Annotated in this window: 25 protein-coding genes; 5 read left to right on the top strand and 20 right to left on the bottom strand. The window is 43.1% G+C overall.

The window, feature by feature from the left end:
- The first annotated feature begins 11 nt into the window (after positions 1-11).
- Genes AC0YN6_RS14300 through ptsP form a run of 4 tightly spaced genes read left to right on the top strand, consistent with a single transcriptional unit; the run spans position 12 to position 4,055 of the window.
- On the top strand, positions 12-512 hold the full coding sequence (locus tag AC0YN6_RS14300; protein ID WP_475747619.1) for a PTS sugar transporter subunit IIA: 501 nt from the start codon (positions 12-14) through the stop codon (positions 510-512).
- Positions 513-565: 53 nt separating this feature from the next.
- Positions 566-2,017 (top strand): N-acetylglucosamine-specific PTS transporter subunit IIBC, encoded by a 1,452-nt coding sequence (gene nagE, locus AC0YN6_RS14295; protein WP_475747618.1) that lies wholly within the window; start codon positions 566-568, stop codon positions 2,015-2,017.
- 28 nt (positions 2,018-2,045) lie between these two features.
- The gene (locus AC0YN6_RS14290; RefSeq protein WP_475747617.1) at positions 2,046-2,318 is read left to right on the top strand and encodes an HPr family phosphocarrier protein; all 273 of its coding nucleotides are present in this window, start codon (positions 2,046-2,048) and stop codon (positions 2,316-2,318) included.
- Between the two features lie 6 nt (positions 2,319-2,324).
- Positions 2,325-4,055 carry a phosphoenolpyruvate--protein phosphotransferase gene (gene ptsP / locus AC0YN6_RS14285; protein WP_475747616.1) on the top strand — a complete coding sequence of 577 codons (1,731 nt, stop codon included), beginning with the start codon at positions 2,325-2,327 and terminating at the stop codon, positions 4,053-4,055.
- A 47-nt stretch (positions 4,056-4,102) separates the two neighbouring features.
- On the opposite strand, the gene AC0YN6_RS14280 is transcribed toward ptsP, so the two are convergent.
- The 16 genes from AC0YN6_RS14280 to AC0YN6_RS14205 all read right to left on the bottom strand — a co-directional run bounded on the left by AC0YN6_RS14280 (position 4,103) and on the right by AC0YN6_RS14205 (position 22,924).
- Positions 4,103-5,413: a GHKL domain-containing protein gene (locus AC0YN6_RS14280; protein ID WP_475747615.1), complete on the bottom strand. Its 1,311-nt coding sequence runs from the start codon at positions 5,411-5,413 to the stop codon at positions 4,103-4,105.
- A gap of 149 nt (positions 5,414-5,562) precedes the next feature.
- Positions 5,563-5,856, bottom strand: a complete 294-nt coding sequence (locus AC0YN6_RS14275; RefSeq protein WP_475747614.1) for a retropepsin-like aspartic protease — start codon at positions 5,854-5,856, stop codon at positions 5,563-5,565.
- Positions 5,853-6,101, bottom strand: a complete 249-nt coding sequence (locus AC0YN6_RS14270; RefSeq protein WP_475747612.1) for a hypothetical protein — start codon at positions 6,099-6,101, stop codon at positions 5,853-5,855. The genes AC0YN6_RS14275 and AC0YN6_RS14270 overlap by 4 nt, the downstream gene beginning before the upstream one ends.
- Before the next feature lie 249 nt (positions 6,102-6,350).
- Positions 6,351-7,868: an extracellular solute-binding protein gene (locus AC0YN6_RS14265; protein ID WP_475747611.1), complete on the bottom strand. Its 1,518-nt coding sequence runs from the start codon at positions 7,866-7,868 to the stop codon at positions 6,351-6,353.
- A 58-nt stretch (positions 7,869-7,926) separates the two neighbouring features.
- Positions 7,927-8,808: a carbohydrate ABC transporter permease gene (locus tag AC0YN6_RS14260; RefSeq protein WP_475747610.1), complete on the bottom strand. Its 882-nt coding sequence runs from the start codon at positions 8,806-8,808 to the stop codon at positions 7,927-7,929.
- Positions 8,809-8,838: 30 nt separating this feature from the next.
- Positions 8,839-9,804: an ABC transporter permease gene (locus AC0YN6_RS14255; RefSeq protein WP_475747607.1), complete on the bottom strand. Its 966-nt coding sequence runs from the start codon at positions 9,802-9,804 to the stop codon at positions 8,839-8,841.
- 91 nt (positions 9,805-9,895) lie between these two features.
- A complete protein-coding gene (locus tag AC0YN6_RS14250; protein ID WP_475747605.1) occupies positions 9,896-11,341 on the bottom strand; it encodes a sulfatase family protein in 1,446 nt (481 codons plus the stop codon).
- A gap of 67 nt (positions 11,342-11,408) precedes the next feature.
- Positions 11,409-12,674 carry a TolB family protein gene (locus AC0YN6_RS14245; protein WP_475747603.1) on the bottom strand — a complete coding sequence of 422 codons (1,266 nt, stop codon included), beginning with the start codon at positions 12,672-12,674 and terminating at the stop codon, positions 11,409-11,411.
- Positions 12,675-12,709: 35 nt separating this feature from the next.
- A complete protein-coding gene (locus AC0YN6_RS14240; RefSeq protein WP_475747601.1) occupies positions 12,710-13,909 on the bottom strand; it encodes a GNAT family N-acetyltransferase in 1,200 nt (399 codons plus the stop codon).
- 28 nt (positions 13,910-13,937) lie between these two features.
- Positions 13,938-15,245, bottom strand: a complete 1,308-nt coding sequence (locus AC0YN6_RS14235) for a Gfo/Idh/MocA family protein (protein ID WP_475747600.1) — start codon at positions 15,243-15,245, stop codon at positions 13,938-13,940.
- A 133-nt stretch (positions 15,246-15,378) separates the two neighbouring features.
- Positions 15,379-16,407: a zinc-dependent alcohol dehydrogenase gene (locus AC0YN6_RS14230; protein WP_475747599.1), complete on the bottom strand. Its 1,029-nt coding sequence runs from the start codon at positions 16,405-16,407 to the stop codon at positions 15,379-15,381.
- Positions 16,408-16,442: 35 nt separating this feature from the next.
- Positions 16,443-17,999: an extracellular solute-binding protein gene (locus tag AC0YN6_RS14225; RefSeq protein ID WP_475747597.1), complete on the bottom strand. Its 1,557-nt coding sequence runs from the start codon at positions 17,997-17,999 to the stop codon at positions 16,443-16,445.
- A 29-nt stretch (positions 18,000-18,028) separates the two neighbouring features.
- On the bottom strand, positions 18,029-18,898 hold the full coding sequence (locus tag AC0YN6_RS14220) for a carbohydrate ABC transporter permease (RefSeq protein ID WP_475747596.1): 870 nt from the start codon (positions 18,896-18,898) through the stop codon (positions 18,029-18,031).
- A gap of 59 nt (positions 18,899-18,957) precedes the next feature.
- Positions 18,958-19,920 carry an ABC transporter permease gene (locus tag AC0YN6_RS14215; protein ID WP_475747595.1) on the bottom strand — a complete coding sequence of 321 codons (963 nt, stop codon included), beginning with the start codon at positions 19,918-19,920 and terminating at the stop codon, positions 18,958-18,960.
- A 145-nt stretch (positions 19,921-20,065) separates the two neighbouring features.
- The gene (locus AC0YN6_RS14210) at positions 20,066-21,118 is read right to left on the bottom strand and encodes a response regulator transcription factor (RefSeq protein WP_475747594.1); all 1,053 of its coding nucleotides are present in this window, start codon (positions 21,116-21,118) and stop codon (positions 20,066-20,068) included.
- 15 nt (positions 21,119-21,133) lie between these two features.
- Positions 21,134-22,924, bottom strand: coding sequence for a sensor histidine kinase (locus AC0YN6_RS14205; protein WP_475747593.1), 1,791 nt, complete (start codon positions 22,922-22,924; stop codon positions 21,134-21,136).
- 409 nt (positions 22,925-23,333) lie between these two features.
- Here AC0YN6_RS14205 and AC0YN6_RS14200 point away from each other — a divergent pair, with 409 nt between their 5' ends.
- Positions 23,334-24,170, top strand: coding sequence for a helix-turn-helix domain-containing protein (locus AC0YN6_RS14200; RefSeq protein ID WP_475747591.1), 837 nt, complete (start codon positions 23,334-23,336; stop codon positions 24,168-24,170).
- A 74-nt stretch (positions 24,171-24,244) separates the two neighbouring features.
- Here AC0YN6_RS14200 and AC0YN6_RS14195 read toward each other — a convergent pair whose 3' ends face one another.
- The 4 genes from AC0YN6_RS14195 to AC0YN6_RS14180 all read right to left on the bottom strand — a co-directional run bounded on the left by AC0YN6_RS14195 (position 24,245) and on the right by AC0YN6_RS14180 (position 26,725).
- The gene (locus tag AC0YN6_RS14195) at positions 24,245-24,469 is read right to left on the bottom strand and encodes a helix-turn-helix domain-containing protein (RefSeq protein ID WP_006040330.1); all 225 of its coding nucleotides are present in this window, start codon (positions 24,467-24,469) and stop codon (positions 24,245-24,247) included.
- A 125-nt stretch (positions 24,470-24,594) separates the two neighbouring features.
- Positions 24,595-25,284 (bottom strand): class D sortase, encoded by a 690-nt coding sequence (locus AC0YN6_RS14190; RefSeq protein WP_475747590.1) that lies wholly within the window; start codon positions 25,282-25,284, stop codon positions 24,595-24,597.
- A gap of 15 nt (positions 25,285-25,299) precedes the next feature.
- Positions 25,300-25,734 (bottom strand): GtrA family protein, encoded by a 435-nt coding sequence (locus AC0YN6_RS14185; protein WP_475747589.1) that lies wholly within the window; start codon positions 25,732-25,734, stop codon positions 25,300-25,302.
- Positions 25,727-26,725 (bottom strand): glycosyltransferase family 2 protein, encoded by a 999-nt coding sequence (locus AC0YN6_RS14180; RefSeq protein WP_475747588.1) that lies wholly within the window; start codon positions 26,723-26,725, stop codon positions 25,727-25,729. The genes AC0YN6_RS14185 and AC0YN6_RS14180 overlap by 8 nt, the downstream gene beginning before the upstream one ends.
- Between the last annotated feature and the right edge of the window lie 3 nt (positions 26,726-26,728).

Raw genomic sequence — 26,728 nt, 5'->3', positions numbered from 1 at the left:
AGGACATCATCATGTTATCGAAACTATTCGGAAAGTCCAAGTCCAAAACTATTGAAGTATCCGCCCCGTTATCTGGAAAGATCGTACCGCTGTCCGCAGTGCCGGATGAAGCTTTCGCAGGCAAACATATGGGAGATGGAATTGCCATCGAACCATCAGAGGGAAAAATAATCGCTCCTTTCGAAGGTACGGTATCCCATCTGATTCATACGAATCATGCCATCATTATTGAGCATGCATCAGGTTTACAACTGCTCATTCATATTGGAATTAATACCGTTGCTCTAAATGGCGATGGTTTCAAAGCACATGTAGCCTCTGGCGACACCTTCCAAGCTGGTGACACACTCATCGAGTTTGATCGTGCCAAAATCGAAGCAGCCGGCTATTCGGCTGTCACCCCTATTGTCGTTGCGAACGAGGATGATGTGAAGCAGCTTGAGCATGAGACTGCTAGCGGCAATGTTTCTGCTGGGAAAGAGATCTTGTTTAAAGCGGTTATGAACGGCTAGTACCCTAGTTAGTACCTACACACTCATTGGATATGAAAAGAGGACGATTGAATATGCTGGCCTTCCTACAAAAAATAGGTAAAGCTTTAATGCTTCCGGTTGCCGCACTTCCCGCGGCGTCTATCCTGCTGCGATTCGGTAATATCGATTACGTAAAGGACTTCCATATGGGAAGCGCTGGAGAGTTTATCAACCAATACATCGCACCGTTTCTAGCTGCTGGCGGTTCCGCCATTTTCGACCATTTACCGCTTATATTTGCTGTCGGTGTAGCTATCGGATTAGCTGGAGATGCAGTTGCAGCATTAGCGGCTGTCATTGCTTATCAGGTGCTTGTCACTGTCCAAATTAAAGTACCGCTCGTCTTTAGCAACATTGTTGGTGAAGACGTTGTTCTCAATATGGGCGTATTGGGCGGTATTATCGCCGGCTTGATTTCAGCTTATCTTTACAAAAGATTCCATACCATTAAGCTTCCGGATTGGCTTGGTTTCTTCAGCGGCAAACGATTTGTCCCGATCATAACCTCACTGGTAATGGTTATTGTGGCTCTACTGCTCGGACTTGTATGGGGCCCTGTTCAAGTAGCATTAGACAATTTCGGTCGTTGGGTAGTTGGATTCGGCGGGATTGGCTCGTTCGTCTTCCTTACTGCGAATCGGTTGTTGATCCCTACTGGGCTACATCATGTCATCAATTCGATCGCTTGGTTCCAAATTGGCGATTTCACAGATGCGACAGGCAAAGTAGTCCATGGTGATTTGACACGTTTCTTCGCTGGAGACAAAACGGCCGGCTTATTCATGACTGGATTCTTCCCAATTATGATGTTTGCATTGCCTGCTGGCGCACTAGCGATTATCCATACCGCTCGCAAAGAGAAGCGCAAGATGGTCGCATCCATATTTATTGGTACGGCCTTCGCCTCCTTCCTGACTGGTATTACAGAGCCGCTTGAATTTGCCTTTATGTTTGCAGCACCGTTTCTATTCGTTATCCATGCTGTCTTAACTGGATTATCCGGTTTAATCCTTTACGAGCTGGATGTTAAGCATGGATTTGGGTTCTCTGCTGGCTTTATCGATTACGCGGTTAACTACCAGCTCGCGACGAATCCATTACTCATCATTCCCGTTGGTCTTGTATTTGCAGTTGTTTACTATTTCTTATTTCGGTTCATCATTCTCAAATTCAATATCAAGACGCCTGGACGTGAGGATGATACGGAAGAAAAAGAAGCAGATGACAAAGAAAAATCAGCAGCGAGTGTTGGCAGCAAAGCTGAGAACGTGCTGAATGCACTTGGCGGATCTTCTAATATTGTAGGTCTTGACGCTTGTATCACTCGTCTGCGCTTAGTCGTTCAAGATGAAACCATGGTTAACGACACTAAGCTCAAAAGCATGGGAGCAGCCGGCATTATCCGTTTAGGCAAAGGTGCCGTTCAGGTTATTTTTGGCACACAATCCGAGCAGCTTAAAGACGATATCAAAAAACTAATTTAATTTCATACAACATAGGAGTGGAAAACGAATGAATAACAGCTTTGTTATACAAAATCCTTTCGGTATTCATGCAAGACCCGCACGTAAAATTGTCGAGGCTGCTAAAGGGTTCACAGGCGCCGTTACACTAGAGAAGGATGGCAAAAGCTTTAATGCAAAGAGCCTCGTTCATGTTATTTCCGTCGGTGCAAAGCTTGGCGACAGCATTACTGTTTCAGCTGAGGGTGAGCAGGCAGAAGTCGTTATTGCTGCTATCGGAGAAGTTCTGGTCTCTGTAGAAACGCATACAGAAAAGGGGTAATAAAGGATGATGCTTCAAGGAATTGCCGCATCACCTGGGTATGCGATCGGCGTAGCAAAAGTATTGTCGACAAAAGCCGTTCAAATTGAGAAGATCTCATTAGAAGCAGCGCAATTGGATGATGAAGTCAAACGCTTCGAGGCATCAATTGCTGAGGCCCATTCAGAGCTTGAAGCGGTACATGCTCAGCTAATTGATCAGAAAAAAGAGCATGAAGCTGAAATTTTCGAAGCACATCTGATGCTTATGGAAGATGAGGAGCTCATTGATCGTTCGAAAGAAATCATTAGATCCGAGAAAATCAATGCTGAGTATGCTTTCTATACGACCTCTGAAGAGATCGCTGAGATGATTGGCGCACTCGATGACCCTTATTTGAAAGAGCGTGCCGCGGATATTCGAGATGTAAGCCACCGAATATTGAACAAGCTGCAAGGAATCTCTACTTCAAATTTGAATGAAGGAACAGGGCAAATTATATTGTTTGCTGAAGATTTAACGCCATCGGATACCGCCCAGCTCGATCCGAGCAAAATTATTGGCTTCGTTACGCAAGCTGGCGGGCGCACATCTCATTCCGCCATTATCGCACGTTCAATCGGTATTCCTGCAATCGTGGGGATCGGGAGCAAGGTGGAACAAGCTGTAAATAATGGCCAATCGGTCATTATCGACGGAATGAATGGGCAGATTTATGTAGATCCAGATCAAGAAATGCTTGCTCGTTATACTCAATTACAGCAGGAACAGCTTGAAAACAAACAGTATTATCAGACGTTTTTGAATCAACCATCCATAAGCAGTGATGGTGTGCAGGTCGAGCTGGTTGCTAATATCGGACTAGTTAAAGATGCCGAGATAGCCGCCGCTGCCGGTGCTGAAGGCATTGGGTTGTTCCGTACTGAATTTCTGTATATGGATTCAGGTGAGCTGCCTTCCGAGGATAAACAGTTTGAGGCATATCGCAAAGTAGCGGAGGCGTACGGAAGCGATGCTCCAATCGTCATTCGCACGATAGATATTGGCGGAGATAAGGAAATTGCTTATCTTAATCTACCCAAGGAGGACAACCCCTTCCTTGGCTACCGGGCAATCCGAATTTGTCTGGATCGTCCAGAAATGTTCAAGACGCAGCTTCGTGCGATTTTGCGGGCCAGCGCATTCGGTAATTTGAAAATCATGTTTCCTATGATTGCGACGCTTAGCGAATGGCGGCTTGCCAAAGCTATGCTGGAGGAAACAAAACAGGAGCTTGCCGAAGCAGGAGTTTCCTTCAATTCCAGCATTGAGGCTGGCATCATGATCGAAATTCCAGCGGCAGCTTTATTAGCAGACAAATTCGCAAATGAAGTTGATTTCTTCAGTATTGGAACGAATGATTTAGTTCAATACACATTTGCTGCTGATCGAATGAATCCGAAGCTTGGATACTTAAATGATCCGCTCCATCCTGCAATTTTACAGCTCATTGATCGTGTCATCACTGCCGCACATGCTCATGGCAAATGGGCAGGAATGTGCGGTGAAATGGCTGGACAGAAGCATGCACTCCCTATTCTGCTAGGCCTTGGATTAGATGAGTTCAGTATGAGCGCCAGCGCTATCCTGCCTGCTCGCGCTTTGCTGGCGAAGCTGTCACAGCAGGATATGAAGCAGGTGGCGCAAGCTGTCCTTGAGCTGAACTCCGCCGAAGAGGTTAGAGCGTATGTAGAGGAACATGTTCCTGCGTTAAAATAAATGAGAAACAGGCCTAGAAATTGCTTTCCAGGCCTGTTTTTATATATCTATAACTTAATTCGAATTAGAACCTTGCCCTCATCATATTGAAATTGAAGTTCGCCCTTGTATTTATCTACAGTTCTCTTTACAATAGCGAGGCCGTTCCCACGTAGTTCTGAACCCTTTGCTTTCGTTGTAAATCCATATTGAAAGAAGCTTCTTTGCTCCTCTTCTGTAAGCTCAGCAGGGTTCTCGATTGTAAATATATATTTCCCTTTTTCCACTTTACATTGAACCTGAATTTCTTGCGTCAGCTCGCTCGACAAAGATTCAACTGCTTCAATCGCATTATCTAATAAATTTGAGAATAGTTTCACTAAATCCATAGACTCTATTTTATCGAATGCATCATAGTCTGTATCGTAGCTGATTTGTATATTTTTCGAATGAGCCAGCTCCCTCTTGCTCTGGAACAGTACTATTAAGATTGGATTTTTAAGATGCAGCGATAAATTTAACGTTGTGGACTCCTTGGTTAGCTGTTTCAAATAATCATGTGCTTTATCATACCGCCTGATATCCATTAATCCGTTCAAAACCTGAAGATGATTCATAAGATCATGCCTGCTGGATTTGATAGTTTCTACCACTTTCCCCAGCTCGGAAATATAGATTTTCTCCGATTCCTGCAAATCCTGCTTAAGCCGAGTTTTGTACCATTTATTCAACATATAAACACCTGCGAGCAGTACAACAGCAAATAATAAATCCACGCCAAAAACAATCATATTATTTTTGACAACCTGCTTGCTTATGTAACCTAAATGCTTAGCAGCAATATCAATCCCCAGCACGCCAAGCATTTTACCGTCCTCATCAAAGATTGGAACTCCAACCGACATATAGGATTCGGATAATTCATCGTGTAAAATGCCTGTGAAATAGTTCATACCTTGCTTGGCCTTATTCACATGAGCAGGAGGAACTGTACAAGGATACCCAATCGGGATATCTTTGGCATGAGGCGCTAATGCTGTGACCATCACTTTGGACACATCACTATCATCCAATAAAAGAATATAAATATAGAGTGCATCTAAACCTTTGCGATACTCTTCCAAATATTGCTTCACTTTTTCCCGATTATCGTCATCCGCCTTGGTCAACAGAAATTGCTTATAAACGGATTGATCCAAACCTTTGGCTATTTCCGATGCTATTTCTGTATACTGCTTCGCCAATGTGATTTCCGATGATTTGCCTATGAAATAGAAAGAGGAATACAGCTTCACTCCGGTAAGCAAGCACATTATAGCAATAGATATAACAATAAAATAGATCATTCTTTTCTTAGTATCAACGAGGTCTGGTTTCATTAGTCTAATCCTTTTCATCACACATCATGTATCAATCATAACTGTTTCTAAATAATATTTCGACTATTTTCGACAAATCCCTCTTCCAAATTTAGTTTGCTTCATCTGTATAGCTGGATTTTAAACAAAAATAAGACAGCAACCTATGCTCAGGTGCCGTCCGATAATGTTGCTATGTTAGATTTGTAATTCATCCTTAACGTATCAATCACGATTTCATCCATCACTTTAGTATAGAAAGGCATCGATCCACCAATGCCATACGCTTCGTAAACAGAATCTCCATTTTCATACGTCACCCCGATTTCTTCCAATACATCAGGACTGAAAACCGTATGTGACGAACCCGTATCAATAATTATATCTGTTAATTTCAGGATTCTACCTCGATAGCATACCGTAACTGAAGCAGTCAGGAGTTGTCCGTCAAAAGCTATCTTCATGATCTCCGTCTCACTCTCATTAGAGGGTCTCTTCGCAGATGAACGATGCACTCTTCATTGGAGGTATGGTAAACGATGCAGCCTGTCTCCGCATCGAAAAAATCCCTGTTGGCATCCTTCTCGGCAATTGCACGAATAGGTGCTACTTCTGTAATAATTTTCTTATCGTCTTCCTCGTGAACATCAATGATGGAAACCAGAACAAATTGGTCGGGAAACAATTCTCTGACTTGCTGCCATTTCATCGAAAATCCCTCCTGTTATAATTCAAATATAATCATGATTTCAATATATTTTTGATTATTATCATAACAAGAAAGTATTTGTATTGCTATCCTTCAATGGTAGTCACCTTACACTCACTCATCTTATTAAACAAAAAATAAGACAGCACCCTATGTCGAGGCGCCGTCCGATAATATTGCTATGTTAGATTTGTAATTCACCAAGCTTGATAAGCTCGACAATACGACGATTGGCTGTTCCACAGCTCTCTATTTATCCAGCGCTTTTTTTTCCTGATAAGCTTTGTTGAACTCATCTATCATTTTCATGTAATTGGCATCCGCCTTATATGCTTTGACCATCGCGTCCCAAGATTCTATCGATTCTTTTCCTGTGATAATTTTAATTTTCATATCATCCATTTTTTTCTTGAAATCCGGACCCATTTTCAAATCGACGTCAGACAACAAACCGATAGAAACATCCGGTATTCCGTACTTGAAGCGTTCGTCAACAATTTTTTTATTACGTTCAAACATCTCCTTTGGCATCCCCACACGGTAAGCCCACAAGTAAGGATCATATCTTGTGAAAATTTTACCGAACGTGCTTTGCGATACACTATCCTTAACCGCTTGTTCAGTAGTAATTTTGAATCCGTCTTCTACCTTAAAATGAATATCCTTAATCCCGTAGCAAGCCAACTCAAAACCTTGTTCAGATGCTCCGAAATCTAATAAGGATAATATTTTCTTCATTTTAGCTTCTGGTACTTTTTTTGGAATCAAATACAATCCAGAAAATCCATAACCTGTATGAACCATTTTACCTGCAGCACTTTCAAGAAAAGCCATCCCTACGAAATCAGCTTTAGGATCTAGCTTCCGCGCGCTTTCCGTTGCGCGGTAAACACCTTCGATTGTAGAACTCTGAACCCCGACTTTACCTGATTTTGCCATATTTTCATGATCGGTCGTTTTCATAATAAAAAAATCTTCTGGAATAAGCTTTTCCTTATAAATTTTATTCAAATAAATGAGTCCTTCTCTTGTACTTGGTTCCAAATCGGTATCTATCAACTTGCCGTCAACAGCTTTCCATTTACCGTTAGAGTGATTGAAAATATCGATGATCCCTGACCAGTTATTCCCGTTCCAACCATAAGTGTCGGCATTGCCGTTTTTATCTGGGTCTCTCTCCGCAAATGCCTTCAAAGCAGTATAGAAATCATCCATGGTTTGTGGCATTTTCAGACCCACGTTGTCCAACCAGTCTTGTCGGATATTGAAGAAGGTATGTCCATGAAGCGGACGAACTGAAGGCAAAATGTATTGTTTTCCGTTTATCTTTACACTATCCATAGTTTCTTTCGGATAAGCCGACAAGTTCTTGTATTCCTTCAGATAAGGTGTCAAATCCCAAAAAGCGCCTTGTTTAATCATACTGATTGCTTGTGTTTGCTTCATACTTGAAATCTTCATCAGATCGGGCATATCGCCTGAAGCTAACAGAACGTTCTGCTTCTCTTCCACTGCGTTAGGAGAGGCCCACATAATATTCAGCTTCGTATTGGTTCGTTTCTCAAACTCTTTCTTAACCGGGTTATCGTTCGCCGGCGCTTCAGGTGTGTTGAATTCGGTGAAAATGCTGATTTCCATTGGTTCAGTGTTTGTGGTCGAGTTTGGCTTATCATTACCTGAACAAGCAGACAAAGCGGATGCGACCATAATAATGACCAAAAATTCCGGTAACGCTTTCCGTTTCATAAAGCTCACTGTTTTTTTCATGTGAACCCTCCTCATAAGTAAATTGCCTCTCAGATTTTTTCCAATATGAATACAAAAATTATCCTTTCACTGAACCTAGCATTACACCTTTGGCAAAATGCTTTTGGAGGAACGGATAAACACACATAATCGGAACTGTAGCTATGACGACAGCTGCCATTTTCAAGGTTTCTGTCGGAATATTTTGTTCCGCCATCAATTCCGCAGCAGCCGAACCTCCGGCTTGCGTGGACGAGTCGATTAGCATGTTGCGCAGCACAAGCTGAAGCGGCCACTTGTCATAATCATTGATGTATAAAACAGCACTAAAAAAAGTATTCCAATAAGCTACAGCGTAAAACAATCCGAATGCGGCAAGCGCGGGAAGTGACAGCGGAAGAACGATTCGAAAAAAAATTCCAATATCAGTTGATCCGTCAATAACAGCTGATTCCTCCAGTTCAACGGGAATGCTGTCGAAAAAGCTTTTCATCAATATGACGTACCATCCGCTTGTCAATACAGGCAAAATCAATGACCATACGCTGTTGATTAATCCCAAGTCACGAACCAACAAATACGGAGGGATTATTCCTGGACTGAACAAAAGTGTGATCAGGATCATCAGCATAATAATTCTCCTGCCATGTAATCGCTTACGTGATAAACCGTAAGCCATCGCGGCCGTTACTACCAAGCTTAATCCGGTTCCAACGGTAGCGAGAAAACCACTTACAAACGTTGCGCTTTTAAATGTGGACGTAGACAATAAGTATTTGTACGAATCCAATGTCCAATGTTGCGGAAACAAAATATATCCTTGCTTCCGGATATACTCTGTCGGATCAGTAAATGAAACAACAAAAACATAGTAAAGTGGAAAAAGTGTAATGATTGAGACGAAAGCCAGTACAACAATATTAGCTGTATCAAAGATTCGATCGCCTAAACTTTGTTTCATTATTTTCACCTCTTTACCTGTATTTAGCGATTAATATACGCCTTCTTCACCAAATCGTTTAGCCAGCTTATTTGCTGCAATAACCAGAATCAATCCGACCACGGATTTAAACAATCCGACGGTGGTACTGAAGCTGAATTGTCCCTGCTGAATACCTATCCGGTAAATATAGGTTTCAAATACATCTGCGACATTGGATACAGCGCTGTTCATCATCAGAAAAACCTGTTCGAATCCAACGTCCATAATATGCCCCAGCCTTAAAATAAACAAAACGACGATGACGCTCCTGATCGCTGGTAGCGTTATATGCCATACTTGACGAATCCGATTGGCACCATCAATTTTAGCCGCTTCATAGAGTTGAGGGTCTACGCCTGCAATAGCAGCAAGAAAAATAATCGTACCCCATCCGGCTTCTTTCCAAATGTTCTGCACCGTCAGTAACACCCAAAAAATACTTTCATTAGTTAAAAAATCAAATTTAGAAAACCCTAAACTAACCAGCATTTTATTTATTATTCCCGATGACTGTGACAACAGCAAAAATGTAATTCCTGCAATAATGACCCATGAAAGAAAGTGCGGAATATAAACGATAGTTTGAACCCATTTTTTGTACATTTCGTTGCGCAGTTCATTCAGTAAGAGTGAAAGTAAAATCGGCAATGGAAAAAAGAAAACGAGACTCAACAAACTGATAGCCATCGTATTTCGAAACAGCATAAAAAAATCTTGATTTGAAAAAAAGCGGATAAAATGTTCAAATCCCACCCATCGACTTTCCGATACTCCTAAAAAGGGAGAGTAATCCTGAAAAGCTATGATCACTCCCCACATTGGAACGTATTTGAATATTAGAAAAAAAAGTAGACCGGGAGCAATCAACAAATATAAAAATTTGTTCCGTCTAAGTCCGAGCATCACATGTCTCCACTTGCTCTGCGGTTCGAACTTTTGGGGATTACCAATATGCAGTTCACTTTGAGCTTTCATGATACCGTACCTCCCCATCAATACTCTCAAGTAAGAACTTCAGCGTTAAAATCCAAATCCGGTCATCCATCGGGGCCCTGATTTGGACCGTTTAAGATATAAACTCCGTGTAGTCTTGTAAAAAACGGTCGTAGATGTGATTTGGCAATTCCAGCAGATCTTTTGTAGCTTGCATATGCTCACGCAAATGTTGCAGCATCTGTTCAATGCGAGCGCGATAAGTCTGTTCTTTAAATGCAAGATTCTCCCTTTCCTGAGGGTCGCTGATTAAGTTGTATAGCTCGATATACGTCTCATTCTTAAACATATCGACGATCAGCTTGTAATTGCCATCGACGATACATCGCCCAAAGTTACCTCTTCCTCCATTGCCATCGTATTGAATAAAGATTCTCTCGCGTCCTATTGTATTACCAGCTATTAATGGCATGAGTGATCTGCCGGTGATCGGGTACTTCGGCTGGATCTGCGTATAATCGCATAGCGTCGGCAGTACATCGATACTGCTGACTAACGAGCTGCAGGAATTTACAGCGGGTTTGAAATCAGACGGAAACTTCATAAACAGCGGAGTACGTACAGATTCTTCATACATACACATTTTTTGCCATAATCCGTGTGAGCCAAGCATTTCACCGTGATCACTCGTAAAAATAATAAGGCTATTGTCATATAGATTTTCTTTCTTTAATTCGTCGATAATTTTTCCCACACAATTATCAAGTAACGAGACCAATCCCAGATAGACTTTCCATATTTGTCTCCAATCTTCCCTCGAGTAACGGGTTCCTATGGCGCCGGTCAAATTGTATAACTGTAGCGGCGACTGATTCTGGCACCACTCCCCGACATTCTCTGGTAAGTCAATCGATTCGACCAAATTAAACCAAGGGTCGGGAATTTCAAGGGGAGGGTGAGGTGCATGGAACATTACATTGAGCAGAAACGGTTTGCTGCGATCCCGCTCCCTAATCGCATCCACAGAGTCTCTCGTTATAAACTCGTCAATGAAGAACTCCTGACCTTCTTCGTAACAGCCAACTGCGGGTATTGAATACGATTTTGTACGCGTTATCATTCCATGAGCCATTTCCGGTACGATCCCACGAAAATTCGGTCCGCCAGGCACACGCTTATGATTCTCCTTCAAATACGCTTCGTATCTGCCCTCAAGTCTTCTCCAGTTCGTTTTGCTATCAGGGGATTTATCCAGACTTGGCTTCATCTGAAAATGATGTTTACCTGTATGCCAGACATCCCAGATATTATCCGTAAGCCCGTATAGATGGTCGATGTCTGGCCTTACTAGGGAGTGCATGTCCTCTCCCCGATTAATTAAACAACCTGTTTCGTTAGGATACATGCCAGTAAAGAACGATCCACGTGCAGGAACACAAATGGGTGAAGCGCAATACGTTTTTTCGAATACGATGCTGTTTTCCTTTAACCGATTGATGTTTGGAGTATGGACGCCGATGGCATCCAGCCTCAATTGGTCCGCCATAATAAGGATGACATTCGGCTTTTCTTTTCTCATTGCATATCCTCCAGTACGTCCTGGTTTTGAAACGCCTCCAACCTGCTTCTCTTCTCTGTTATCAAACTCACACCAAACCGGACAAGTCTGCGATATATACGCGTCGTGTATTGCCCGTATATCCATTAAAGACAAGATGCTTATTGTCTGGCGCCCAAGCAGGGTGAGGATCGACTCGAAGCACGCCTGATACTTTTGTTCCTGGATTTCCAATATTGATTCGTACGATTGTCGCCTCGCTTCTTTCTTGAAGATCGATGAGCCGCAGCGGAACTGTACCGTCACCGAAAGCTACCTTTTCGTGCTCATAGGAATCGGTAACGATATGTCTTCCGTTAGGATGGACAGTCGGGTGTCCGGATCCTGGAATCGAGTCGATGATTTTGCCAATATTCGTACCATCCTTATTGACTTGAACCAAATACAGCTGTTTGTCGCCATCGAGGCACAAATTCATCGAAAGCTGTTGTCCGTCGGGGTACCAGTTAATATGGTGACCACCTTTATCCCATTGTTCCGGTCCGACTGCAACTCGGATATCGCTGCCATCGGCATTCATTGTGACAACCCAGTACTTCAATCCCTCCTTAATCATATTCCACGGTTGTTCCTGTTCCGTATGAAACCATCTCATGGTAAACAGGATCCGATCGCCCAGAGGGTTAAATTTGCAATGAAAACCATAGCATTCACCATGTTCATACAGAGCCTTATCGATAGACGGCTCAGCACGGTCAAATACATCCTTAATCGATATTAGCAGCTTGCTCTCTCCGGTTTCCGTATCCAGTGCATAGAGACCATCGTCTTCTCGAAAGCCAAAGTTGCGTGGAACATGCTCATCCGGAACGATAACGCCGTATCCTAACTGCGTTCGCCGCATCCTTTTCGGACAAGCGGAAATAATCGTTCTACCGTCTGGAGAGATTCGGTATATACTTCCGGGCATAAATCGTTTTTCGCCAGTATGCGGGTTTAATCGCACGCATTGAGCTTCCCACGTTTCCGTATTCACATCGTTGTAAAAAATGGAATTGTCATCCGCACCCCAGTTGATGTTAGCGCCCAGTTGCGGCTCCCAGCCGCATGTTTGCGCGACAACCCGCTCTTCCGCTGTATGTAGGTCGATGAGTACAATGTTGGCTGATTCACCTGGATCAGGAAGACGATGCTCCTGAGGCATTTGCAGCAAAGCGACATAACGCCCAGACGGACTGACCGGCGATGTATCGAAAAATCGGTGAAAACAGCCACCTGTTCGTGGAGTTATACACCACACAGGGACTAGCGGATTAAAATCGTAGTACCTAGGAAATAGCTTGCTAATGTTCAACAAAAATCACTCCTCAAAATTATATATTAGCGTTATTAGAAATTGTCCGCGTTCCAAAATACCGAAGAAATTTCAGGAAAAAGTATTTTGAGATATGGTATTGCTGGGGACGATTGGTCTTCCAAAGTGCTATAACCGTTCAATAGCAACAAAACCCATTGAGCCTCGCTGAGTTGCAACGAAATATTGTAGGGTGCGGATGCGGAAGCTTCGACTGCTTCCACCTCCTCCTCTCGAATGCGCAAAACCATTTCTTGATCGTTGAGTCCCATCAAGAGCGCCGCAGGAAGATTCAAACTTTCTTTCGAAGTGGATTCGCGCATCCGCCTTGATAATTCAGGAGCGAGCTTTATAAGCAATCGACTAATGTCAAGAATCTTCCACATTGCATTTATTTCTATCTTACTATTGCCGTACTGGCGGAAAGTTTCCTGCAGGGCATGGCGATCAGGCAGATACGCTTTAATGCTCGAAACTTCTGGTTTTGCCGCCACCGCTTTTAGCAGTAACGAACACGCTGCCTCTTCATGCCCGGGCTTGCAGCAGCAATCGGCTAGCTGCATTTGCTTTTCATCCCTGCTCTTATATCGCAAATAAGCCACAATATTCCCCATGCTTTCTGCTACAATAAACTGATTCGGTTCGACTGTTTTCCATTGTTGCTGGCCAAGCCAATATGATTTCGAGCGAATCGTTGTGCAATACATCTCGCTGTTCGTTTCTTCATACAACGCCATAACCTGTTCCAAATCAGATTCTTCACAATTTCTTATGGTGTAAGAAGGAGAAATACGAAGCTGCAAGATATGTTGGACTTCGGCGTTCCATACTATTTTAGGATAAGGAAACCACCCCAACTGCTCATAAAAAGATTGAATGTTAGTATGAAGAAGCGATAAATCGTAGCCATTTTGTTTCATAAATTCGGTTTGCCTACGAAGAATACGCTGTGCTAGTCCTCGTTTTCTATATTCTGATAATGTGGCCACGTTACCTATCCCACCTAGCTTTAATTCCAAGGAACCGTATCTTACACGGAATGTAAAAAGCTGAATTGCTGCAACTATTACGCCATCTACAACCGCAATCCACGTTGTGTCCATTGAATAAGCCTTATCATAATCCAATCGTTCTTGGAAAAAGCTTCTCCCTCGCGGAAAGACAGCGTTCCAAACATCATACGTTTTTTCTAATTCCATCCTTGAGTTAATTGGCCGTATTTCAATCGTTTCCATTCTTTAGTACCTCCTTGCCTACGAATAGTTACACTTGTTCGATCTTCACAACCCTTTGCTCCAATCGCGATTGATCGGCAGAAAAACCAATTAAATGTCCGTCAATAGATTTCTCCAATGAGGTTGAGGAAATGGAAGGTTCTGCGCCTCTCATCACTTTGACAAAATCCTCGACAAGGCGTAAATCTCCTCCTCCATGCATATCCTTGGAAACTCCAAGTTTGACAAGTTGCTCAGAATAGGTGTGGTCTTTTCGGGCGTCTGGATGCCTGATGACAAAGGAACCCTCCTCCATGTCACCTTGAATTTCTCCACTTGTCCCTATTATATGAATAGATCGCCCTGGCTTTGAAACGCCTCCCGTCATAATGTGCGTCCCTGTACTACCGTCCGCAAATTCCACAATAACCGTCTGATGATCGACCACGTCATTATCACAATGCCACACACAACGACCGTAAGGGTTGTCTGTCCTTAGTGATTCCGTTAGGTCCTGATCGCTTTCCATTACGCCTAAATGATGATTGTAAGATACATATCCTCTCCATAGACGTTGCTCGATATAGTTTTTCCGTGCGGAATAGGGGCAGGTATCTTCTATAGAGCAATCGACCAAACACCGAGTACCTGCTCCTTCAGGAGCATTTTCCGGCTGGAATTGCAGCAAACCCCCAAAGCTGCTCACTTTAACCGGCCGAATATCTCCCATCATCCAGCTCAGAATGTCCAAGTCGTGGCAGCTTTTTGCCATGAGCATCGAGGACCCTCCTGTATCTTGTCGCCCCCACTTTCCTCTGACATACGCCATCGCCATATGGTGATATGCTACGTTTTCTTGAGTTGTTATACTAATAATATTGCCGATTGCACCTTCAGCGACTTTGCGGCGTATTTCTGCGTAGAAAGGCGCATATCGCAGCACGTGACAAATCATGGACTTTCGCCCGTTACGCCTAGCTTCTCCATATAGCTCAAAGACTTCATCCTTGCTTATGCCAATCGGTTTCTCCAACAGAATGTCATATCCGGCTCTGAGCAATGGAATCGATGTAGAAACATGCTGATGATCCATCGTACCGTTAAATACAGCATCTGCCATTTTTGGTTTGCTAATAAAATCCTCGACGGATTCAAAACAACAATCATTGGACAGTCCAAAACGCTCTTTTGTCAACTTCCTACGTTCACTGTCTGGATCCACAACGCCTGCAATCTTCAGTTGCTCGGGATATTGCAGTGCATATGATGCATACATCAGACTACGATGACCTGCACCTACAATGACAACCGACACAGGCTTTTCCTCTTTCCTTTTATAGGTGCTGCTAATACCCATTTTGTTTCCTCCTCCATGAAATTAATGATGCGCATCACTCTACTCAAAGGTAAATGTAGGTTGCCGCTTAATTAATTGATTGAATATTCAAATAATTAAAGGTAGGTTTATTCCCGCTTTGAAAATGATTCTATTATTTCTCGCAATCTATCATTACGTGAATGGTGTTGCCTTGATGAGAGTTACGGATATCGAAGGCTTTATCCACTTCGGACAAAGAAACGATATGCGTAATCATCTCTTTCGTATTCACAAGCCCGTCTAACACAAGCCGCAACCCTTCTTCAAAAAAGCGGCGATTGTCTATATCCCGTTTTGGTTCAGTCGAATATATATCGAGTCTTTTTTTGTGGATCTTAAAAAAATCGAACGGCTTATGGCATGTTCCAATACAACCGTACATGACGATGCGACCGTTCTGAGCAGCGGCATCAATCGCATCAACCATGCCGTCACCTTCAAGCAAACATGGTATTACAACATCAAACCCGTCAGGAAAATCTTTACGTAATAATTCCATTGTTCTCGACTCAGATGAAGGCAACTGATATGTATGAGTTGCTCCATATTTTCGAGCCAACTCCAGTTTTTCTTCTAACAAATCGGTCACCACTAAATTACGAGGGCTAAATAGGGATATGACCTGTGTCATAACCAGGCCGCTTACTCCCTGCCCCATGATCAAAACATTTTTATTCGGCGAAATCTCACAAAGTTCGGCAGCATGAAGGATGCCTGGAAGCACCTCGATTAGTGATCCTTCCAACAGTGGCAGCCTATGAGGCAATACTTTCACAGAAAACGGACTACAGCAGACATATTCTGCAAATGCCCCCCATACATAGCGCAAAGCAACATGATCGCCTTCCTGCAGTCCAATGACACCTGATCCAATCTTATCAATTACCCCTGCCACTTCGTGACCGAGTCTGGTCGGATAGGTTACAAACTCTGGCTCACGTGCACCACGAAACACCTCGACGTCGCTACCGCATATGCCTACCCATTTGACCTTCACGCGAACTTCATATTCGGTAGGCTCTGGAATAAAAGCTCTGCGCACAGAAATATTGCCAACTTGTTCTACCACCGCACACATTTGGGTGTTCGGTCCCGTCTCGTCTGTAAGTTCCAGAGGCGGTACTGACATTTTTCGAACCATTGTGTTCACTCCTTTATTTAATTCCTGAATCCTTTTTATTTATGAGTGCTTTTGTACCAATCCGTAGCTTCTTTAATAACTTGATCACCTCCGCGTTTTTTCCAATCCACTACGAATTTGTCGAAGGCGTCCAGTGATTCCTTCCCTGTAACAATTTTGGCGGCCAGCTCCAGCCAGAGACCGTCTCTTGCCAACTCCGGACGCGCCAGCAGGGTCGGTAGCGCCGGCATACCTAAACCGTCGTTTTTACGCCCTTCTTTGGCTCCTATTTCAAGTGCTCTCAGATCAATGTCGCCGGAAGGACGGTTTTTTACAAATTCCGTGTTGCTCAGCAAGGAAGGTCCTACCATACGGAGCCAAATCAAATGCATTTCTTCTTTATAGATGTCCTCCTGCTTCACCGGATATTTATATATTATTTTGTCGCCTTCTGTTATGTAATCCTCACCTTCTATACCGTAGGTTAGGAACTTCTGGGCTTCGTCCGAATAGAACCAATCCAAAAATTTAATCGCATTTTCGGGATTTTTTGTAGTTTTTGGAATGACCCATACGTATCCCCCTACAGATGAGCTAATGCTCATACCGCCCTTTCCATCCGGACCGATAGGAGCTGGAATGACCTCCACTTCGGCTGAGTGCGTCCCTGTTTTGACTTCAGTCACCCACTTATGGGCAATTCTTGATGCATGAGTCCATAAGCCGACAACGCCTTGCCCTTTAATTTTCGCATCCCAATCCTTTGCTTTTTGCACGAAAACTTCATTATCCAACAGCTTTTGCTCATAAAGCTTCCGGTATATGGCTAACGCATTCTTCATGTCAGGACGGATAATGTTCGGAATGAGCTGTCCATTCTCAAACTTCCAGTCTCGCGTAAGCACATCATAAGCACCGAAAAACGCTTCTGTGAGATCCAACTTTTCCCGCCCGGAAAATGGAATCTCATCCGGCTTCCCGTTGCCGTTCGGGTCCTTCTCTTTAAACGCTTTCAACATCTCGATATATTCATCTACCGTCTTAGGAGGCTTTAAGCCGAGCTTGTCCATCCAATCTTTGCGGACAAACATAACATTTCCATTAGGCGTAGGGTTTTCTGTAGGAATACCGTATATTTTACCACCCTTGCTGACAGTGGAATCTTCCCACATTTCCTTCGAAATGTTCTTTTTTAAATTTGGACCGTATTTTTCGATCAATTCATTCAACGGTATTAACACTCCCGTATCAACGGCCGGATCTACCTGGGGACTGTTAATCCCGCGAGTTTGCAGCAAATCAGGCAACTCACCCCCGGCAAACAACAGCGTAAGCTTCTGGTCAAACTCGCGGTGGGGGATTAAATCCAATGTTACATCCGTCTTGGAAAATTCTCGCAACTTCTTCGTATATTTATCTTCGTTAATATTAGGAGAGGCTTCAACATATTGACTTCCTTGTGTACTAATGCCAATCCTTAGCTTCACTGGTTTATTATCTGAGCTTTCTTGGGAATCGACTTTACCTTGCTTTCCCTCTTCCGTTGAACAACCGACCAAATTCCCTCCAACCAAAGCGACCGATACTGCAAGCACTGCTATCTTTTTTCTCATATGACCCTCTCCTTCATCAAAAGTATAAATTAACCTTTTACCGATCCCAACATCGCCCCTTTCATAAAATGCTTCTGGATCAGCGGGTAAACGAACAAGATCGGTACTGTTGCAACCATAATGGTTGCCATTTTAATTCCTTCCATCGATTGCAATGTCGCATTGACACTTTGCATCAATGCTTCCGTGTCACTATCCACGAGCAGCTGTCGCAGCTTAACCTGAAGCGGAAACAGCGCGGGGTCCCGGAGATACATAATGGCGTTAAAGTAGCCGTTCCAATGACCGACTGCGTAGAACAGTCCGATTGTACTAAGAGACGGAAGGGACAGCGGAAGCACTATGCTCCACCAGGTACGGTATTCTCCGCAGCCGTCAATATTTGCCGCCTCCACAAGTCCTTTGGGAATTTCCCGGAAGAAGGACACCATAATGATTAAATTGAAAGCGCTTACCGATCCAGGAATAATGAGCGCCCATAACGAATTTAGCATGCCGAGCGATTTCACTAACAAATAGCCAGGTATTAAAGGCACTTGAAAGATCATCGTGAATACAACCAGCATTAGGATTAATGAGCGACCCCTCAACTCATTTTTGGATAAACCGTAAGCCATTAACGAGGTAATGAACATATTGAACAAGGTACCGGCTACAGTCAAAAAAACGGTAACACCAAACGATTTCCATATTGCTATATTTTGGATAACAGCTTCATAATTAATTGTCGTCCATTCAACAGGGAAAATACCGACATGTCCTTGGGATATTGCGTTGCCGCTGCTTAGAGATCCTGCTAAAATATGCAAAAACGGCAACAGCATCGTAAGACTTATAACGGTAAGAAATAAATAATTGGTATACTTAAACAAACGTTGCGAAGTGTTTTCCCTGATCATAAGCACGTCTCCTTTCTCTCATTCCTACCTCACTCTCCCATTCACAGTAGAGTCAATACTCAATAGATCGAGCTTCCGGTTGTCTTCTTGCTTAACTGATTCGCACCGACGACCAGAATTACCCCGACCAGCGATTTGAATAATCCAATTGCCGTCGTATAGCTGTATTGTCCGCCTAAAAGGCCGATACGATATATATAAGTGTCGATAATCTCACCAGTTTCGGCAACAAGTGGGTTTAGAAGCATATAGATTTGTTCAAAGCCGAGTTCAAGCACATTCCCGATACGCAGCAGAAGCAGGACCATAATTGTCGGTAAAATTGCAGGCAAAGTAATACGGAATACTTGCTTCAACCTCCCCGCTCCATCCATCTCGGCTGCTTCGTACAGCTCTGGATTGATACCGGACAATGCCGCTAAATAGATAATCGTCCCCCAGCCAACTTCCTTCCATATACCTGAGACAACAACGATTGATCGGAAGTAGGCGGGCTCCTGAATGAAAAATACCGGATCCTTGCCCAGCAAACGAATAACGTCATTGACCATTCCCGAACTCGGGGACAAGAAATTAATAACAAGACCGCCGACAATGACCCAAGATAAAAAATGGGGAAGGTACAAAACCGTCTGTACCGCACGTTTAAAAAACAACCTGCGCACTTCATTCATCAAGAGAGCCAGCGCAATAGGAGCCGGAAATCCAAGTGCGATTTGGTAAATGCTGATCAGCAGCGTATTTTTCAGCACTCGAGAAAATTCAGGATAGGTGAACAAGTTGTAAAAATGTTTGAGTCCTACAAACTCGCTGCCCATAAACCCTTTAAAAACATTGTAATCCTGGAAAGCAATAACCATGCCGGTGAGCGGTATGTACTTAAATAAAATAAAATAGATCACTCCCGGAAGTATCATCGAATAAATCTGCCAATATTTTAACCAATAATGCGGCCGATTCGTTACTGAGACCATCATGGCGACGTGTTGTTCCGGTGGTTTACCTTTGCCTCTAATCTCCATTTTCTCTCTCCTTCCCTTTTCTATTTTTTAATTGTATTCTCTATCATTTTCAATAGCCATGTGTTTAGCCGCCTTCTGTTGTGCTTTTTTGACTAACAGGCTTCCTTCAATGCTACGTTGAAAAAAAACTAACAAAAATTCATTGTTAGGTTTTTAACCTTTTCTTATAATCGTTTGGTGATAACCCGCAATATTTTTTGAATGATTTAGAAAAATGTGGATAGTCGCTGTATCCTACCGCAAAGGCAACCTCGTACGTTTTGCTGCCGGCAGCCTCCAGAAGCTCCTTTGCCTTCTCCATTCTCAGCTTGATGATGTGATCTATAAAGCTCAACCCCAACTCCTCCTTAAAGCACCTACTGAAATATGAGTCCGACATCCCAGCTTCATTAGCAGCAACTGCGAGTGATAAACGCTCGTTGGAATAATGAATCGCAATGTAGTCCAAAGCTTTTTGAATACACTGATGATGTCCCCAATTGCGCATCTGACGGATCTGTTTAGCGTAAACTGCAACAATCTTCTCGGCCTGAAATACGAGCTCGCAGGTAGACGAAACAGTAGACAACAACGGTTTCGGAAGCTCCCGAAATTTCCCGCTGCTTTGAGTGACAAGCCCCGCTTCTGCTAAAATAAGCGCATCCTCCAACTGCTCCGTACACTGCGGAGGGGTTAATCCTCTTTCCAATAATTGTTGATAGTAACCTTCAAGTTGCTCCAAAGCTTCCTGCTCACTGAGTATCCACAAACGTTCAGCTAAGGCAGCAGCCACACTTCTGCACTCCCACAGTCGTTGCCCCCGTTCCAGGCGGTTCCTCACTTTAATGTCCAGTTTAGCCGCTACTTTACCCAACAGCTCTTCCAAATGCTCTTGACGTACGGGCTTCAGTAGATAGTCCATAATCCCGTAACGCAGCGCTTGCCGCACATACCCGAAATCATCATATCCGGATAATATGACAATTTCCGTCACCTGCTCCCGACTCCGGATTGCCTCGATCAATTCCAGACCATCTATTTCCGGCATGCTAATATCAGTAATGATTAAGTCCGGTTTAAGTCGCTCCCAAAGCATTATCGCCTCACTGCCGTTTTCCGCTATCCCTTCCACACGAAAACCGTAAGGACTTCCGTTGATCAACTTCGATAAACTTCTTTTAATCATCACTTCATCATCAACAATAAGCACTTTATACATAGATCTACCCCTCTTTCAGTCAATGTATTTTAACCTCATCCCGATAATAGTCCCCGTCTCGTCAGATTTCTTGATAAACAAACCGTAAGGCGTACCGAACTTAATTCTTAGGCGTTGGTGTACATTCCACAGACCGATCGTATCAAACGCTCCGCCAACATCGAGTCCCTCGGGCAGTGTTTGACTATCATCTACCGCAAACGCTGTATTATAACGATCCCTGAGCCTGCAGCTCATCCCTTGTCCACGGTCTTCAATATACAGCGTAAATTCCCCTTCGTGCCGCACTCCGATAATCCCGATATAGCTCGGCTTCTGCTTATGGGCCTGATAACCGTGCTTAAACGCATTTTCCACAAGCGGCTGAATCATCAGCCGTACAGCATGCACGTTGTTAAGCAGTCCGTCATCCGTACGTATTTCTACCTGCAAACTATTAAATCGTTCCTGATGAATGCCCAAATAGGTGCGTATATAACATATTTCCTCTAACAACGTGACTTCTCGACCCGGATTCCCAACGCTATATCGAAAAATATCAGCCAGCGAGGTAGCCATACGGCTAACAGGTTTAACATCTTCGATGATCGCATACGAGTTAATGATTTCTAACGTATTATAAAGAAAATGCGGATTGATCTGGGATTGCATCGCTTGTAGCGCCGATTCCCGCTGTCTAATCTGCATCTCCTGCTCTTTCATTCGGGAGGTTTGCACTTCATCGAGAAGGCGGCTGATTTCACCGACCATTCGATTAAATCCGCGGTTTAAAGCTCCTAGCTCATCGTTTCTATTTTCAGGCGCCTTAACGTTCAGATCTCCTTCTTCGGCGCGGCGCATAAGACGCTGCAGATGGAACAACGATTGCGTTAAGTAAAGTGAAAAACCTCCAATTAGAATTAGAGCGAAGCTCACCAACAACAGAACCACCCAAACCGTAATATTCCTTAAGCTGATCATATCCTTGTTCAATTCCTTCAGTGAAACTTCTGAAATCAAAGTCCAGCCGGTCATTTGAGAACGTTCGTAAATTATAAGACGGTTGTCTTCCTGTCCCTTCTCCACATAGTAACCGTTCGGAATCTCCAGTCTGCTGCGGAGCTCCGGCGTCAACACCTGCATCCCCCATCTATCCTCATGGGGGTGGTAAACAACCCTGCCCTCTGCATCCATAATCCAAACGAATCCGGTTTCACCTAACTTTATTTTCTCGCATATTTTAATAATTTCATTAAGTCGGACATGAGCAATTAACATCCCGCTCGATTCATACGACACCGTATCCAAAAACTTACGGGCGATCGTCAGAACAGGGGTAGTATCCAAATATTCCATGCCTACAATCCGGTAATTAAATTCCCCGAGAAGCGCATCTTTATATTGTTCATAGTTTTCCTTTCCTAATGTGGCGCTATAGCTTGCAATTGCAATCCCGTTCTTCGAAACGATGGATAACCCATAAATATCAGGACGCCCAAAAATAATACTTGGAAACAGCTCATCCGATATTTTTTTGTTTATAAGAAATCGGTCGTATTGATCCTCATGCACCAGCTTCATGAATGACTGGATTTGCGGATTCAGCAGCAGCGGATAAGTTATCCTTTCCAGATCAGAAAAGTATCCGTCCAATTGCGAATTGATCTGGCCTAGAAGCTGCTCGCTATACTGGATTGCATTATGTTCAATGCCTTCAGAAGCCTTCTCAAACCATATCGTGCCAAAGACCATCAGTGGAACACATAGAAAGAAAAGAATAAGGAGTATCAGCTTCGTTTTAATTGACAGCGCTTTATCAAATAACAAGCTCTCACACCCCGTTGCATCATTTTAAAACAAGCTTCATCCGCACATCTGTGTTAATAGATGTATTTATTCCTAATAAATCTCACTAAAGTCCTTTTCCCAAACTGGTGAAACCATTTGATTGAATCGCTAGCTTTAAAGTTTTGACTGTTGCGCGGAACTTGAGAAACGGAGAGTCATCGATTGGCGATGGTAGGTATTGTTGAATAAAAAACTCAGAATCAACCGAAAGGCAGTCTGTATAGGGATAACAGGCTGCCTTTCTCCTTCGTTTTCCTTTTCAGTTTATTATGAATTCCGAGCAATTTCTTTGCGATTATTGGGAAATATATTGCGATTATTGATTCGGAGCAATATTATTGTGATTATAAGAAAAATAATGCGGTAGTTCCCGGAAAGGAACACGATTATGACGGATTCAAAATATTTTCAATATTTAGAAGAAGATTTAATGGCGCATTATAGCAATTCTACTTTCTTTCCCAATAAAGACTTCCACTTTCATGAAAATTACGAGATTTTTTTATTTTTGAAAGGTGATATCCATTTCTTTATCGATCAATTCTGCTATCCGTTGCAAAAAGGCAGTCTCATTGTGATCAACAATCATGAGATCCATAAAATTCGCAATCTTACGTCACAACCCTACGAGCGAATAACGGTTCATTTTAAGCCGCGAATTGTCCTACCCTTTTGCTCATCCGAAACGAATTTGCTTTCCTGCTTTCAAAATCGCAAGCCTGGTCATAACAACATTGTCCAACTCAACGATATGCAAATAGAAGCCTATTGTTCGCTTGTGTCGAAATTAATAGAAGTCCTTAATCAAAATGAATATGGAAGAGACGTTCTTTCCTTCTCCTATTTGACACAAATTCTTGTATTTACCAATGATGCTTTCCGAGAAACAAATGCTCATATACCGAGTAACACTTCGCCATTGATTCAATCTGTTATGCACTACATCGACACTAATCTGCTTAAAGAATTAACCTTGGATCAAATAGCCAAAGAGTTATCCGTGGACAAGTTTCATCTAAGTCGTACGTTCAAGCATCAAACTGGCGGAACAGTTTATCGTTATATTTTATTAAAACGAGTAGCTCAGGCTAAACAGTTATTATCCACGGGACATTCAGTCTCCGACGCCTGCCATTTGTCAGGTTTTAATGACTATGCCAATTTTATTCGTACATTTAAAAATCTTACCTGCATTTCTCCCGGCCAATACGGGAAATCGACCTAAGTCATTCAGTTGGATCAAAGCAAAAAAATAAGACAGCACCCTATGTCGAGGCGCCGTCCGATAATATTGCTATGTTAGATTTGTAATTCACCAAGCTTGATAAGCTCGACAACCGCTTGTGAACGACCTTTGACGTTCAACTTTTGCATGACATTAGAAATATGGTTGCGGACGGTCTTCTCGCTGATGAATAGTTGTTGTGCAATATCTCTCGTTGTCTTATCCTGTACTAACAGCTCGAATACCTCGCGTTCACGATGCGTTAATAGAAACTTGCTCTTATGGTCGCTACCCTTCAATGTTTGTCACCCCTCCTTGCGCGGGTTTTTATGGTTTAACAAGGTTAAGGGATACAGTCAAATTATACTATGAAGGGGCGATACCATTGGTGCTGTTGCGGAGTGAAAATGGGCTAAACTTCCATTTACATTTTTGCATGAATGATGAGCCGGTGCGTGGGGTTCACAATTGGATCACAGGTTATTAAAGTCAACAGCTTATCTTTCTTATTGTAATTAAGTACAGATACATCTGTCGGTTCGACAATGGATACTTTATACACGGTGTATGTAAAGGTTTCGCCTTTCGTATCTACGACGATTTTATCTCCAACCTCTACTTCTCCAAGCCGATTAAACAACCTTCCTTTGGAACGCATCCGGTGACCGGCTATAGCAGCGTTGCCAACTTGACCAATTGCTGTCGTTTCCGTTAAATGCGCTGTAGCCGATTTCAGGTTTTTCTGGGTTGCACCCTCGACGACAGGCAGCTTAAGCTTTATTTTATCAATCTTAATCGTTGCGATCGGCGTAATCTTCTGTGCTGCTGGAGCCTCTGTAGGGGCCGTTGTCGGTGTGTCTGTCGGTGTGTTCGTCGAAGCGTCTGTCGGTGTATCACTTGGTTCCTCAGTTGCCTCTGATTGCTCGTAGAACAGGTCTGTCAGTTCCTCAAATTGCTGCTGCGCTTGCTGCTCCGCTGTAACATCGAAGCTAGCCTCTTCCCAAGAAGCCATCAGCTTATCTTGCTGACGGTTCTCATACCATTCATTTGCTTTTGGATACATTAAGATGAGTATCCCAACGATAACTAATGTATACGATAGTATTCTTTTCATTTTTCCCGCCTTCCGCTATCCGCTCTCAGACTGTGGTCCTTTCACTGCAAAAACCCATTTTTTACTTCCGTAAAAATTTAGTACAACGGTTACCCCCGTTACCAGCACCTTAGAAACAACCTCGTGCAATCCCCACCACTCCTTAAAAACCATGAGCAGCAGCAATGTAATCCCGAGTAAAATGCCGTTCCAAACGATGAATCTCACACTCGTGTTGAGCTGCTGCGGCTTAGACGCTGGATTCTCTTTCTTACCAAAAGTATATCGGCTATTTAGCACATAGCTGTTTATCATTCCTGCGCCATAAGCAACTACCTGCGCAAATAAGTAGTATGCGCCAAACCAAATAAAAAGGGTGAACACAAGGAAGTCGATCAACGTATTAAGCAGACCTACTAAATTAAACGTTATAAATTGTACAAAGGTTCCTTTGGATGTTTCTTTAGACATATTTTTTTACTCGATCCTGTTCAGCCGAATCCTCAGTTTTATTATCTTGCTCAGAAAAACCTTGTACCTCACGAACGATATACAAAGGGCGATTTTTCGATTCATCATAAATCCGGCCAATATATTCCCCGATTATACCAAGGAGCATGAGAATAATTCCGTTAAACAAAAGATTTACCGCAACGATGGAAGCCCAGCCTGTAATGGTAGTTCCCGTGAAAAGCTTTTGAAATATAACGACTAACAGATACAGAAAACTCGTAATTGACAAAGTAAAGCCAATATAAGTAGCAATTTTCAGCGGCTTGTAGGAGAACGAAGTGATTCCATCAATCGCAAAAGCAATCATTTTCTTAAGCGGATACTTCGTTTCGCCTGCAAAACGTTCCTCCCGCTCATACTCTACCATTGTCTGGCGGAAGCCTATCCAGCTGACCAAGCCGCGTACGAACCTATTTTTTTCTTTTAAACCGCGCAGCACATCACAAACCTTCCGGTCTATTAAGCGAAAGTCTCCTGTATCCACGGGGATGTCGACATTCGTTAAGCTTCGCAGCGTGCGATAAAATAGCTTCGCGGTCAGTTTCTTGAACATTGTCTCGCCCTTGCGCTTAAGGCGTTTGCCATATACGACCTCATACCCTTCCTTCCACTTTGCGATCATATCGATAATGACCTCAGGAGGGTCTTGAAGATCCGCATCAATAACGACAATTGCATCTCCCTGCGCGTAGTCCATTCCAGCCGAAATGGCGATTTGATGTCCAAAATTTCGCGAGAAATTAATCAAGCGGACATTTGGATCGAAATCGCAAATCATGGATATTAATTCGACCGTACGATCTTTACTTCCATCGTTGACGAAAATAAGCTCATATGATTCGTCTGCGTCGTCCATGACCCGCTTCAGCCGCTCATACGTATGCTCGATAACCTCTTCTTCGTTGTACATAGGAACGATAACACTGTATTTTACAGCCGATTGCTTCATCCA

This window comes from Paenibacillus sp. J22P15 (assembly GCF_056269345.1).
This window is presented reverse-complemented; position numbering and strand designations above follow the sequence as displayed.

Excerpts from the sequence above, each read along its gene's own strand:
- AC0YN6_RS14300 (WP_475747619.1), top strand. The coding sequence starts at position 12 with ATGTTATCGAAACTATTCGGAAAGTCCAAGTCCAAAACTATTGAAGTA.
- nagE (WP_475747618.1), top strand. The coding sequence starts at position 566 with ATGCTGGCCTTCCTACAAAAAATAGGTAAAGCTTTAATGCTTCCGGTT.
- AC0YN6_RS14290 (WP_475747617.1), top strand. The coding sequence starts at position 2,046 with ATGAATAACAGCTTTGTTATACAAAATCCTTTCGGTATTCATGCAAGA.
- ptsP (WP_475747616.1), top strand. The coding sequence starts at position 2,325 with ATGATGCTTCAAGGAATTGCCGCATCACCTGGGTATGCGATCGGCGTA.
- AC0YN6_RS14280 (WP_475747615.1), bottom strand. The coding sequence starts at position 5,413 with ATGAAACCAGACCTCGTTGATACTAAGAAAAGAATGATCTATTTTATT.
- AC0YN6_RS14275 (WP_475747614.1), bottom strand. The coding sequence starts at position 5,856 with ATGAAGATAGCTTTTGACGGACAACTCCTGACTGCTTCAGTTACGGTA.
- AC0YN6_RS14270 (WP_475747612.1), bottom strand. The coding sequence starts at position 6,101 with ATGAAATGGCAGCAAGTCAGAGAATTGTTTCCCGACCAATTTGTTCTG.
- AC0YN6_RS14265 (WP_475747611.1), bottom strand. The coding sequence starts at position 7,868 with ATGAAAAAAACAGTGAGCTTTATGAAACGGAAAGCGTTACCGGAATTT.
- AC0YN6_RS14260 (WP_475747610.1), bottom strand. The coding sequence starts at position 8,808 with ATGAAACAAAGTTTAGGCGATCGAATCTTTGATACAGCTAATATTGTT.
- AC0YN6_RS14255 (WP_475747607.1), bottom strand. The coding sequence starts at position 9,804 with ATGAAAGCTCAAAGTGAACTGCATATTGGTAATCCCCAAAAGTTCGAA.
- AC0YN6_RS14250 (WP_475747605.1), bottom strand. The coding sequence starts at position 11,341 with ATGAGAAAAGAAAAGCCGAATGTCATCCTTATTATGGCGGACCAATTG.
- AC0YN6_RS14240 (WP_475747601.1), bottom strand. The coding sequence starts at position 13,909 with ATGGAAACGATTGAAATACGGCCAATTAACTCAAGGATGGAATTAGAA.
- AC0YN6_RS14235 (WP_475747600.1), bottom strand. The coding sequence starts at position 15,245 with ATGGGTATTAGCAGCACCTATAAAAGGAAAGAGGAAAAGCCTGTGTCG.
- AC0YN6_RS14230 (WP_475747599.1), bottom strand. The coding sequence starts at position 16,407 with ATGGTTCGAAAAATGTCAGTACCGCCTCTGGAACTTACAGACGAGACG.
- AC0YN6_RS14225 (WP_475747597.1), bottom strand. The coding sequence starts at position 17,999 with ATGAGAAAAAAGATAGCAGTGCTTGCAGTATCGGTCGCTTTGGTTGGA.
- AC0YN6_RS14220 (WP_475747596.1), bottom strand. The coding sequence starts at position 18,898 with ATGATCAGGGAAAACACTTCGCAACGTTTGTTTAAGTATACCAATTAT.
- AC0YN6_RS14215 (WP_475747595.1), bottom strand. The coding sequence starts at position 19,920 with ATGGAGATTAGAGGCAAAGGTAAACCACCGGAACAACACGTCGCCATG.
- AC0YN6_RS14210 (WP_475747594.1), bottom strand. The coding sequence starts at position 21,118 with ATGTATAAAGTGCTTATTGTTGATGATGAAGTGATGATTAAAAGAAGT.
- AC0YN6_RS14200 (WP_475747591.1), top strand. The coding sequence starts at position 23,334 with ATGACGGATTCAAAATATTTTCAATATTTAGAAGAAGATTTAATGGCG.
- AC0YN6_RS14190 (WP_475747590.1), bottom strand. The coding sequence starts at position 25,284 with ATGAAAAGAATACTATCGTATACATTAGTTATCGTTGGGATACTCATC.
- AC0YN6_RS14185 (WP_475747589.1), bottom strand. The coding sequence starts at position 25,734 with ATGTCTAAAGAAACATCCAAAGGAACCTTTGTACAATTTATAACGTTT.
- AC0YN6_RS14180 (WP_475747588.1), bottom strand. The coding sequence starts at position 26,725 with ATGAAGCAATCGGCTGTAAAATACAGTGTTATCGTTCCTATGTACAAC.